Origin of the sequence: Bacteroides sp. 41_26, from assembly GCF_949740115.1 — a bacterium.
GTDB lineage: Bacteria > Bacteroidota > Bacteroidia > Bacteroidales > Bacteroidaceae > Bacteroides > Bacteroides nordii.
In genome coordinates this window covers 1-12,452 of sequence record NZ_CATJGZ010000137.1, presented here as the reverse complement: position 1 = coordinate 12,452, position 12,452 = coordinate 1, and the positions used below count along the sequence as shown (strand labels likewise).

Annotated in this window: 11 protein-coding genes; 6 read left to right on the top strand and 5 right to left on the bottom strand. The window is 38.0% G+C overall.

What is annotated here, in order from left to right:
- Window positions 1-152 precede the first annotated feature (152 nt).
- Together QX565_RS20170 and tsaD are read right to left on the bottom strand one after the other, a co-directional pair.
- Window positions 153-1,385: a competence/damage-inducible protein A gene (locus QX565_RS20170; RefSeq protein WP_289294140.1), complete on the bottom strand. Its 1,233-nt coding sequence runs from the start codon at window positions 1,383-1,385 to the stop codon at window positions 153-155.
- 58 nt (window positions 1,386-1,443) lie between these two features.
- Window positions 1,444-2,463: a tRNA (adenosine(37)-N6)-threonylcarbamoyltransferase complex transferase subunit TsaD gene (gene tsaD / locus QX565_RS20165; protein WP_221651019.1), complete on the bottom strand. Its 1,020-nt coding sequence runs from the start codon at window positions 2,461-2,463 to the stop codon at window positions 1,444-1,446.
- Window positions 2,464-2,699: 236 nt separating this feature from the next.
- Here tsaD and QX565_RS20160 point away from each other — a divergent pair, with 236 nt between their 5' ends.
- From QX565_RS20160 to QX565_RS20140, 5 genes are all read left to right on the top strand, one after another.
- Entirely contained in the window at window positions 2,700-7,106 is a 4,407-nt protein-coding gene (locus QX565_RS20160) for a translocation/assembly module TamB domain-containing protein (RefSeq protein WP_289294142.1), read from the top strand.
- A gap of 78 nt (window positions 7,107-7,184) precedes the next feature.
- Window positions 7,185-7,934 (top strand): helix-turn-helix domain-containing protein, encoded by a 750-nt coding sequence (locus QX565_RS20155; protein WP_289294139.1) that lies wholly within the window; start codon window positions 7,185-7,187, stop codon window positions 7,932-7,934.
- A gap of 76 nt (window positions 7,935-8,010) precedes the next feature.
- Complete coding sequence (locus QX565_RS20150) at window positions 8,011-8,370, top strand: VOC family protein (RefSeq protein WP_255586191.1); 360 nt, start codon at window positions 8,011-8,013, stop codon at window positions 8,368-8,370.
- Window positions 8,371-8,389: 19 nt separating this feature from the next.
- Window positions 8,390-8,803: a pyridoxamine 5'-phosphate oxidase family protein gene (locus QX565_RS20145; RefSeq protein WP_221651021.1), complete on the top strand. Its 414-nt coding sequence runs from the start codon at window positions 8,390-8,392 to the stop codon at window positions 8,801-8,803.
- A gap of 101 nt (window positions 8,804-8,904) precedes the next feature.
- The gene (locus tag QX565_RS20140; protein ID WP_289294137.1) at window positions 8,905-9,708 is read left to right on the top strand and encodes an MBL fold metallo-hydrolase; all 804 of its coding nucleotides are present in this window, start codon (window positions 8,905-8,907) and stop codon (window positions 9,706-9,708) included.
- Window positions 9,709-9,720: 12 nt separating this feature from the next.
- On the opposite strand, the gene QX565_RS20135 is transcribed toward QX565_RS20140, so the two are convergent.
- Together QX565_RS20135 and QX565_RS20130 are read right to left on the bottom strand one after the other, a co-directional pair.
- Window positions 9,721-10,290: a sugar O-acetyltransferase gene (locus QX565_RS20135; protein ID WP_289294135.1), complete on the bottom strand. Its 570-nt coding sequence runs from the start codon at window positions 10,288-10,290 to the stop codon at window positions 9,721-9,723.
- A 10-nt stretch (window positions 10,291-10,300) separates the two neighbouring features.
- Window positions 10,301-10,651, bottom strand: coding sequence for a winged helix-turn-helix transcriptional regulator (locus QX565_RS20130; RefSeq protein WP_002560148.1), 351 nt, complete (start codon window positions 10,649-10,651; stop codon window positions 10,301-10,303).
- A gap of 165 nt (window positions 10,652-10,816) precedes the next feature.
- On the opposite strand from QX565_RS20130, the gene QX565_RS20125 reads away from it, so the two are divergent.
- Window positions 10,817-11,347: a DJ-1/PfpI family protein gene (locus QX565_RS20125; protein WP_221651023.1), complete on the top strand. Its 531-nt coding sequence runs from the start codon at window positions 10,817-10,819 to the stop codon at window positions 11,345-11,347.
- Window positions 11,348-11,501: 154 nt separating this feature from the next.
- Here QX565_RS20125 and QX565_RS20120 read toward each other — a convergent pair whose 3' ends face one another.
- The gene (locus QX565_RS20120; protein ID WP_289294134.1) at window positions 11,502-11,879 is read right to left on the bottom strand and encodes a YccF domain-containing protein; all 378 of its coding nucleotides are present in this window, start codon (window positions 11,877-11,879) and stop codon (window positions 11,502-11,504) included.
- Window positions 11,880-12,452: the final 573 nt, after the last annotated feature.

Genomic DNA, 12,452 nt, shown 5'->3' with positions numbered 1-12,452 from the left:
TTCTTTCCGGTAATTTGACAAATCTTCGACATTTCTATCTTATTTTTATAGTTTTTATCTATACTTATTTCAAACAGAGCGCAAAGTAAGCACTTTTATAGATATAAAACAAGTAATTCTTAAAATAATTCGTTATACAGTACACTTTTTCTTTATTTTAGAAGGTCCAGAAGTAACAAAAAGGCATTATTTCCAGCTCTCTCGACATTCATCTCTCTCCCACGGTCTGTATCTTGCTTCATTGTTCGAATTTCATTTTTATAGGCAGCTGCAATCCAAACAGTACCCACCGGTTTCTCTTTTGTCCCTCCACCAGGACCAGCTATTCCGGAAGTTGAAACAGCACAATCAGTTTTCAACGCTTTCATCGCACCTTTTACCATTTCGATCACAGTTTCTTCACTGACAGCCCCCTGTTTTTTGAGCGTTTCAGACGACACCCCCAACAACGATTCCTTAATTTCATTAGAATAAGCAACAATCCCTCCTTTAAAGTAATCCGAACTGCCAGGCACAGAAGTTAATTTAGCAGCAATGCTTCCTCCCGTACAACTCTCTGCGGTGGATACGGTCAAATTCTTCTCTCTTAGCAAATTTCCAATAAGTATTTCAAGTGGAGTATCTTCTTCATCAAAAATAGCATCCCCTAAAATATCTTTCAGTTTACACCCTTCAACAGAAATCTGAGATTGCACAGCTTCCTTATCCCTTCCACGCCCTGTAAGCCGGAGCCGAATAATACCGGGTTTAGGCAAATAGGCCAATTTTATAGATTCAGGCAAAGCTTCTTCCCATGATTCAAGTTTTTCTGCCAAAACAGATTCAGGGTAATTCTTTACAGTAAAAGTCTTATGTATAATTACATCTGTATCAAATTTCTTACGCAAACGAGGAATCACTTCTTCACTCATCACGGTAATCATCTCCTGAGGTACACCCGGCATAGATACCAATACCTTACCATTTTTTTCAAACCAACTAACAGGCGCACTACCTACCCGGTTATTTATCACAAGGCAATCTTTTGGAACCATTGCCTGGCTCTTATTTAACGCATTCATCGGTATCTTACTTGCCAGTACACGCTTGATATTTTCAAATACCTCTTCACAGAACACTAACTCCGTATCAAAATAAGCACATAACGTCTGTTTGGTTATATCATCTTTCGTAGGCCCCAATCCACCAGTCATTAATACAATATCGGCCCTATTCATCGCATCGTCTACAGCCTCAGTTATTTCATCCGCACGATCACGGACAGAAACAACGCGAATCACTTCAATGCCAACTTTATTCAACTCACGCCCCATCCAGGCCGAATTTGTATCGGTGACCTGCCCTATCAGTAGTTCATCGCCTATTGTAATAATCTCTGCAAACATATTATACCAATCAGATAATTGTAATTAGCAACCTCTTTCAATACAACTCTCTTTTATATCACAAAGTAACACGCGAATAAGCCGGAAGTTCTATCGAACAGAAGTCCCGATCCAGATACTTGAAGTAACCTGTAATAGCAATCATTGCAGCATTATCTGTAGTATAACTGAATTTCGGAATAAATATTTTCCAGCCATATTTTTCGGCATGTTCACGGAAAGAGTTACGCAATCCGTTATTAGCAGATACTCCACCGGCTACAGCTACCTCATTTATTTTATATTGTTTGGCAGCTTTTCGAAGTTTATCCATAAGAATATCTACAATTGTCGCTTCCAGTGAAGCTGCAAGATCTACCTTATGATGTTCAATGAAATCAGGATCATCCTTCATCCAATCACGAAGTGAATAAAGGAAAGAAGTCTTCAATCCACTAAAACTATAATCCAGTCCCGGTATATGCGGTTTACTGAAAGTAAATGCTTTCGGATTTCCCTGACGTGCTAATTTATCAATAATCGGCCCCCCCGGATATCCGAGCCCCATCACCTTTGAGCATTTATCAATCGCTTCTCCGGCAGCATCATCAATAGTCTGCCCCAGAATTTCCATATCATTATATGCCTTCACCAATACAATCTGCGAATTACCACCCGACACAAGTAAACAAAGAAAAGGATAATTAGGTTGTTGATTCTCTTCACCTTCTGCTTTAATAAAATGAGCTAACACATGTCCAGTCAAGTGATTAACATCAATCATTGGTATATTTAAAGAACGAGCAAAACCTTTTGCGAACGAAACTCCTACAAGTAATGACCCCATCAGTCCCGGACCACGCGTAAAAGCTACAGCACTCAATTCCTCCTTGGTCACTCCTGCACGTTTCAATGCTTCATGTACCACCGGAACTATATTTTGCTGATGTGCACGCGAAGCAAGCTCGGGCACTACACCACCATACGCCTCATGAACAGCCTGGCTGGATACCACATTCGACAGCAAATAACCATCCTTGATAACGGCTGCCGACGTATCATCACAAGAGGACTCAATTCCTAATATTATTGTACTCATAGTTTTTTTGATGTTTAAACGGTACAAAAGTAATGATAAAAGTACGATTCATAACGAACTATTTTATATTTTTGTTCGCAAAATAAAAGTAACCGCTTATCAGAACGCTGAAAAAGACTGTACGCTGGGTACTCGGTATCGTACTGGGAGTATATATCGGGGTCATTCTTTTGTTGAACATACCTTTTGTTCAGCAGAAGTTTGCTGTATTCGTAGCCAAAGAACTCTCCCGTGTAATGGGTACCGAATTAACTATTGGAAGAATAGATATGGGACTGTTGAACCGTATCATTATCGATGATGTATTACTTGACGACCAGTCAGGGAAGGAAATGTTGAAGGTTACCCGCCTCTCTGCCAAATTTGAGATACTTCCTCTTTTCAAAGGAAAAATAACCATTAGTAGTGTGCAGTTGTTTGGTTTCAACATCAATCTAAACAAAAAAACTCCGGATTCACCACCTAACTTCAAATTTGTCCTTGACGCATTTGCGTCCAAAGATACTATTAAGAAAGAGCAAAATATCGACCTGCGTATCAATTCCATATTAATTCGTCGTGGAAAACTGGCATATGATGTACTTTCTGAAGAAGAAACTCCAGGTAAGTTCAATGCCAAACATGTGCGTTTACAGAACATTATAGCCAATATCTCGTTGAAAGCGCTGCAAAATGACTCTGTAAACGCCTCAATCAAGCGACTAAGCGTAGACGAACAATCCGGATTTGAGCTTAAAAAACTAAGTCTGAAGCTAGTAGCTAACGATAAAGAAATGTCCATTGATAATTTTGTTATTGATTTGCCTAATACTTCTCTGAAGATGGATACTATTCATCTGAATTACGATAGTCTGGGAGCATTTAAACAATTTGCCAATAACGTACGATTCTCTTTCCACACATTACCTTCACATATCACATTAAAGGATATTTCTCCATTTGTTCCGGCATTATCCAACTTCAAAGAACAGATCGAACTCGATATGGATGTCAATGGTACAATAGACCAACTGAATTGCTCTAAGCTTGAAATAAAGGCTGGTAAGCAGTTCCATCTGTTAGGAGATGTTTCTTTGCAAGACCTGTCACACCCACAAGACGCTTTCGTTTTTGGCAAAATGTCTAATCTTTCGGCCAATAGCGACGGCATTGGTTTTCTGGTACGCAATTTAAGTAAAAATTATAATGGAGTTCCTCCTATACTTGAGCGCCTGGGAGATGTATCTTTTCATGGAGAGGTTTCCGGATACTTCACGGATCTCGTCACATACGGTCTGTTCCATACAGACATAGGTTCTGTAAAAACCGACTTAAAACTCAGTTCAAACAAAGCAAAGGGTCTGTTTGCCTATTCCGGATCCGTTAAAACAAAAGATTTTGAACTGGGGAAATTATTGAATAATGAAAAGTTAGGAGAAATCACCTTTAATCTCGACGTACAAGGTAATCATTATGAAAAGCAGCGCCCTTCCATCGTATTGAAAGGCCTAGTAGCTGCCATTGAATATAGTAGTTATAAATATGAAAATATCACTCTCGATGGTGAATACAAACGTGGTGGATTCAATGGTAAAGTAGCATTAAATGACGAAAACGGTACTATTGCTATTAATGGTAACATTAACCTGACTGAGAAAGTACCAACTTTTGACTTTTCAGCCTCAGTAAGTAATTTCCGCCCACACGAATTAAACCTGACACCCAAATATAAAGATGCAATATTCTCCATAAAAGTAAACGCGAATTTCAAGGGAGGCTCTATTGATCAGATGATTGGTGATATAGATATAGATAGTTTGCAGTTCACAGCTCCCGAGAAAAATTTCTTCATGAAGAACATGCATCTGTCCGCCACACAACAGACAGGTATTAACCAATTAACCTTAAACTCTGAGTTTCTGACTGCCAATGTAAAGGGACGTTTCATGTACCACACACTGCCCGCCAGTATAATGGGTATTTTGCGTAGTTATGTACCCTCACTCATCCTTCCTCCTAAAAAGCCAATAAAGACTGACAACAATTTCAGTTTTGACATTAATATATATAATACAGATATTCTATCCACTATCTTTGATATTCCATTAAAGGTATATACCCATTCCACCATTAACGGATATGTCAATGACCGAATGCAACGCCTGCGTGTAGAAGGATATTTCCCACGTTTACAATACAAAAACAATTTCATAGAATCAGGATTATTACTTTGTGAAAACCCTGTTGACCAGTTCAGAGCCAGAGTTCGCTTTACCAATCAAAAAAAGAACGGAGCTGTGAACCTTTCTCTTGAAGCACAGGCTAAAGATGACCTTGTAAACACTACTATTAATTGGGGAAATAATGCTGCTGTCACATATAGCGGACAATTGGCTGCTGCTGCACAATTTTTACGTACAGAAGGAGACAAACCCTTACTCAAAGCAATTGTAGACATAAAGCCTACGGATGTTATCTTAAATGATACTATTTGGGAAGTACATCCTTCGCAAGTAGTGGTGGATTCTGGTAAAATTGATGTTAACGATTTCTATTTTAGTCATCAGGACCGTTATATCCGAATCAACGGACGCGTATCCGACAATCCAGCGGATACAGTAAAAGTTAATCTGAAAGACATCAATATCGGTTATGTTTTTGACATTGCACGCATTTCAGACGATGTTAATTTTGAGGGAGATGCCACAGGTATGGCTTATGCCAGTGGAATACTAAAGAAACCGGTACTCAACACACGCTTGTCTATACGTAATTTCACACTGAACAAAGGGTTATTAGGTGATTTAGATATCTATGGCGCATGGGACAATGAGAAAAAAGGCATTTATCTGGATGCACATATACAAGAAAAAAACATTTCCAAAGTTCACGTAGACGGGTTCATCTACCCTATCAAACCTACAAGCGGACTCGATCTAAACATTGATGCTGAAAACCTGAACATTAAGTTTCTGGAACATTATATGCGGTCCATTGCTCAGGATATTAAAGGAAGAGCTACAGGAAAAGTGCACTTTTACGGTAAATTCAAAGGATTAAATCTCGATGGTGCCGTAATGACAGATGCCTCAATGAAATTTGATATACTTAATACCTCGTTTGCCATAAAAGACACGATACGTCTGGCACCGGAAGGAATCACATTCAATCACATCCATATTTCAGATATGGAAGGGCACCAGGGAAGAATGAATGGATATCTCCATTACGAACATTTCAAGAATATAAAGTATCAATTCGACATTCAGGTCAACAATATGCTGGTAATGAACACACAGGAATCTCCGGATCTCCCCTTCTATGGTACAGTATATGCCACTGGAAATGCTCTGCTCGCAGGTAATGCACAAGACGGACTCGATGCAAATATAGCAATGACTACTAACCGGAATACAAACTTTACATATAGTACAGGAACTGTTGCTTCGGCCACCAGTAATCAATTTATTAAGTTTGTAGACAAAACCCCACGACGTAGCATACAGGACTCGATACAGATCATTTCATTCTATGAACAAGTCCAACAGAAAGAAGAAGAGAAAAATTCACAGACAGACATCCGTCTCAACATATTAGTAGATGCTACACCGGATGCTACAATGAAAATTGTTATGGATCCTGTTGCCGGTGATTATATCAGTGGACGGGGTTCAGGTAATATTCGTGTAGAGTTCTATAATAAAGGAGATGTGAAAATGTTCGGTAACTACCACATCCAACAGGGTATCTATAAATTCAGCCTTCAGGAAGTAATACGTAAGGACTTTATTATCAAAGACGGAAGTACTATTACATTCAATGGACCACCACTTGATGCTACATTGGATATACAAGCCTCTTACACTGTACCCTCAGCCTCATTAAATGATCTGATACCAGATGCATCTGTGGTTGTACAACAACCGAATGTTCGTGTAAACTGTATGATGAATCTTACTGGCATTCTGTTGCGTCCCTCTATTAAACTGGGTATTGAGCTTCCCAACGAACGTGATGAGGTACAGGCTTTGGTACGCAATTATATCAGCACAGATGAGCAAATGAATATGCAGATACTCTATCTGTTAGGTATTGGTAAGTTTTACATGGAAAATAATACAGGTAACCGACAGAGTTCCGACATGATGTCTTCTGTATTATCTTCTACTCTATCCGGACAGCTGAACAATGTACTCTCACAGATTATCGACAATAACAACTGGAATATCGGAACCAATCTCAGTACCGGTGAGAAGGGCTGGACAGATATGGAAGTGGAAGGAATCCTTTCGGGGCAGTTACTCAATAACCGGCTGATTATCAATGGGAACTTTGGATACCGAGATAATCCAATGGCAAATACTAACTTTGTGGGAGACTTTGAAGCAGAATGGTTACTGACCCGTTCGGGAGAAGTACGATTGAAAGCATATAATGAAACGAATGATCGCTATTATACTAAAACCAATCTGACCACTCAGGGAGTCGGTATTATGTATAAAAAAGATTTCAGTAAATGGAATGAACTTTTCTTCTGGAACAAGTGGAAGCTTCGTAATCTAAAGAGAAAAATGGAGAAAAAGCAGGAAGAAGTTCAAAAGAATGATTCTACAAAAACAGATAGTGCACAATCAAAAGCAAAAAGACAACGACCGGAAAAATAAATAAGCATTCCGGATAATGCGCTTATAATGTAGTTTCCGGATGTAATTATTATATTTGTAACCTGATTAATAAATCCAATGTATCAGGAATACCGTCCCAGTATTGTCCTATTGCCCTATATAGAAACTTATTGGACTTTTGATAGTTTCATTGAGGGAGAGCAAACCGTCAGGATTTTGCCGGATGGATGCGTAGACATCTTATTAAATTGTAACGACACTATATCCAATAACGGAATGTCTCCTTTTCATCCATACATTGTAGGTACAATGACTTCCTATTCTGACGTTTTATATACCCGATGTATGAAAATGGTAGGTGTACGCTTCAAACCAGGAGGTATCACAGCTTTTATCAATGTACCCATACACGAATTAACCAATCAGAGAATAGATATATCTTTGTTAGAATCCATTTTTGACAATACATTATTTTGTGATAATATAGCCATCCGGAATGATGTAAGAGAAGTGGTAAACTATATAGACTCCTATCTGATTGGCAAACTAAATCGCATCACTATTCCTGATAAACAAATTATGGCAGCAGTAGATACCATAAAATACCACAAAGGATGCTTACCAATCAAAGAAGTATTAGAAGAAGTATGTCTCTGTCAACGCCAGTTTGAACGTAAGTTTAAATCCGTCATCGGAATAACTCCAAAAGTATTCAGTTCTGTTGTGAGATTCCAAAATGCACAGGAAGTATTACAACAACACCCAGAACAAAGTGTTTTCCTTACAGCTATTGATTGCGGATATTATGATCATGCACATTTTATCCGTGAATTCAAACGATTCACAGGGGGATCTCCGAAAGATTAATCGATATAATGTCGATTTTATACACAAAAAACAGGTTATAACCGTTCTATCTTTGCTTCCGTAATAAAAAGTAATTATGGAAATAAAGAACTATGACAACCTGTTCCTTCCGGTGAAGGATATGGAGAAGAGTAAAGAGTTTTATACCCAAATATTGGGACTTAAAATGAAGTTTGAATTTGAGGATAAAGGTATGGTAGCTTATAAAGTAGGCGATGAAGAACCAGCTATTATCCTGAAAGATATATCTATGCACCCTGATGCCCAGACTACCATATGGCTGGAAGTAGAAAATGTAAAAGCAATCTATGAACAGCTGAGACAGCAGGGCATACTCTTTTTATCCGAACCGTTCAAGATCAAAACAGGCTGGGCTGTTGAATTTACCGATCCATCCGGCAACCGGTTGGGACTCACCGATTATGATTCATATTAATTAATACCCCAAAAGACAAATGGAAAAAATTAAAGAAAAAGCAGCATCTTTGCTGCAGAAGTGTGAAGTTGTTGTTTTGTCGTCAATCAATGCAGAAGGCTATCCTCGTCCTGTCCCCATTGCCAAAATAGCATCAGAAGGATTATCTACTATCTGGATGTCTACCGGCACCTCTTCGCTAAAGACTACAGAGTTTCGTGCAAATCCGAAAGCAGGACTTTGTTTCCATGCCGGAGGTGACAGTGTGGTACTGACCGGAGAAGTAGAAGTTATGGATGACGCAGAGTCAAAAGAAAAATACTGGCAGAATTGGTTTATCAAATTCTTCCCGCAAGGAGTGAAAGATCCGGAATATATATTGCTCAAATTCAGCAGTAATCAAGCTACAATTTATATTGAAGATCAATTTCAGCGCGTAGCAATAAACGAGTAAAAGCACACTATAACATTCCGGTAGAAAAGAAAAATTGCCGCAAAAATCTGAATAAATGCTATCTTTGCAACACGAAAACAAATGAAAAAGATAGTAATATAATGACTCAACTCATAATGCTGGGTACAGGAAATGCAATGGCAGTAGAATGCTATAATACCTGTTTCGCTCTAAAGTCCGGAAAAGAGTACTTTTTAGTAGATGCCGGCGGTGGCAACGGCATCTTCACTCAACTTAAAAAAGCAAATATTGCTTGTACTGACATTCATCATATGTTCATCACTCACGCACATACTGATCACTTATTGGGTATGGTGTGGATGGTACGCAATATAGCAATGATGATAAACAATGGTAAGTATGAGGGCACTTTGACTATCTACTGCCACGATGAAGTGAAAGAAACATTGCTTACTATTTGCCGTCTGACTCTCCCACAGAAAATAATGCTTCCCATTGGTAACCGGATTCTTATACAGGAAGTTAAGGATGGAGACAAAGTAGAAATCGCCGATATAAAACTCTCTTTTTTCGATATTGCTTCCACTAAGATGAAACAATTTGGATTTCAGGCTATCCTACCCAACCAAAAAACATTGGTCTGCCTGGGTGACGAACCTTACAACGAAAAAAGCCACAGATATGTAGCACATTGCGATTGGTTACTTTGTGAGGCATTTTGCCTTTATGCAGACAAAGAAAGATTCAAACCATATGAAAAACATCACAGTACAGCACTTGATGCCGGAAGGTTGGCAGAAGAATTAAATGTAAAAAACCTATTGCTCTATCATACAGAAGACAAAAACATAAAAGAACGGAAACATAAATACAGCCAAGAAGCTTCCAGACTATTTAAAGGCAATATATTTGTCCCTGATGATCTGGAAATTATTACGCTATAAAACAGATGTATCTTATAATTGCCTTACTACGCGGCAAGGATTTCCCACTGCAAGACAATTAGCCGGAATATCTTTAGTCACCACACTACCAGCTCCGATGGTGGTATTATCACCGATAGTCACTCCGGGTAATATAATAGAACCACCGCCAATCCAGACATTATTGCCCAGAGTGACAGGAGCTGTCAAAGAATTCCAGTAAGCACTGTTTTCAGAAAGCCTCTCCATCGGATTTACCGGATGAAATACAGTATAAATATGCACCCCCGGAGCAATACCACAATTATCACCGATGGTAATACGGTTACAATCGAGGAAAACACAATTCATATTTATTTCGACATTATTCCCTAAATGAATATTCTCACCATAATCCACAAAGAAAGGAGCAGTGATCCACACATTCTTTCCATGTGAACCAAGTAATTCATCCAAAATAGTATCCAATTTCTCCTGATCTGTTGTATCTGTTGCAGCATATTCTTTTTGCAGTTGTTTTGCTTTGTGCCAACGGGTAATCAATTCTGTATCAGTAAAATCATATATTTCTCCTGACAGCATTTTTTCTTTTTCTGTTTTCATAATAGTTGTTTTATGATTTAGTTTCTCTGTTTTTCAAAATAACAGGCATGTTCTCCAACGCCCAACCTACCAAAGCTTCAATATGAGGAATCAGGCTATGTCCTGTCTTGGTTAAACAATATTCCACCCGTGGAGGCACTTCGGCATATATCTTTCTTGCCACCAATCCGTCAGCTTCAAGTGTGCGAAGAGTTACAGTAAGCATACGTTGAGATACATCCTCAATCGTTTTATGAATATCACTGAAACGCATCACTCCATTTGCATTTAATGTGATTAACACGAGCATTGACCATTTATCACCTAATCTGCTCAACACGTCCCGTACGGGGCAATTTCCTGTAGGATGAAAATTTTCCATTTTTTTATTTATTCTATTCCACTGATGCTCAACAATAGTTACTTCTATGTAAGTCCCTTATCCTGAGGTACGTTCTTGTTTATATGAATTAGTAAATCTATCTTTGCGGTACAAAAGTAATAAACTTACTAAAAATAACTATTGTTTCACTTTATAATTAATGTTATGGCAAAGAAAGTTGCAGTTTTAGCAGTAAATCCGGTCAACGGATTCGGTTTATTCCAGTATCTGGAAGCATTTTTTGAGAATCATATTTCATACAAAGTGTATGCAGTGGCAGAAACGAAAGAGATTAAAACCAACTCAGGAATAACCTTACTTACAGACGATGTGATAAGTAATCTGAAAGGGCATGAAGATGAATATGACGCATTGGTATTTGCCTGTGGAGATGCAATTCCTGTATTTAAAAACAATGCAGACAAGCAATATAATCTTGATTTAATGGAAGTGATTAAAACTTTCGGAGACAAAGGAAAACTAATGATTGGGCACTGTGCCGCTGCAATGATGTTTGACTTTACAGGAGTCACCAGCGGTAAAAAAATAGCAGTACATCCTCTGGCAAAACCAGCGATACAAAATGGAACAGCTACAGATGAGAAATCTGAAATTGATGGAAACTTCTATACTGCGCAGGACGAAAATACGATCTGGACAATGATGCCTAAAATAATTGAAGTTCTCAAAAAATAGAAACCTATTCCGTTCTATATAAGAAATATCGTAGAAGCAAATCAACTTAGCATTAAAACACAGATTATCGCAAAATCAGATTTAATCTGCGATAATCTGTGTTTATCTGCGTTTCAAAAAAACTATCTTGAAATAGATCAGGTTTTGCAAAACATTATCTCTTATCTACAATTTCCTTCCCAAACGGCGTCAATGCGAGTCCCGCCAGCTTAAAGTGTTGTATACCGAAAGGCAATCCGATAATTGTGATACTCAGCAACACTCCGAATACCAGATGTGAAAGGCTTATCCAGATACCTCCTAAAAATATCCAGAGAATATTCATTAATATACTGAGACAACCACCCGAATCAGGGGAACTCCTCACCTCCTTTCCAAATGGATATAATGCCAGCAAAGCCATTTTCAAGGTCTGAAGTCCGAAAGGAATACCAATAATAGTTATCATCATCAAGAAACTGGCTATCAGATATTCGACAGCTGTGAATATGCCTCCCAATAGAAGCCATAGTATGTTCATGAGTAAATTCATACTTCCAAAAATTTCATTATCTATGGATACAAAGATAAAACAATCTTGTGAATTTTTGTATGGTTTTGAGTGTATTTCACCACAGAGTAACACGGAGTTCCACAGAGTTTAAATCTTTATTGAAACGCAGATGAACGCAGATTTTCGCAAAGGGAAACAAATCTAAGATAAAGAACTACAGTCTTTCAATCTGTATTTATCTGTGTTAATCCGCGTTTCATCAGATAAATAGTACTCTGTGGAACTCTGTGTTACTCTGTGGTGGGTTTTACTCATTTCCGATCGGTTTTGATGCAATTTAAACTGGCTAAGAATTTATAAATATTAGAGGTATGAGGACATCTCTTATGTAATAATTTTAGAACATAAAAAAACACTTTCTTTTGTAAAATACAGATAGTTTATAGTAATAAAAGTGTACAACAATCAATCTAACCAATAAGCTGATTATAAACAAGTTAACATGGTGTAATTTTCCTCTACCATTATCTTTGCCATGGAAAACATAGTTCTTTATGAACGTTAATAAGAATAAATTTCTTAATATTGTCTCGTAAACAAGAAAGCCTCCAT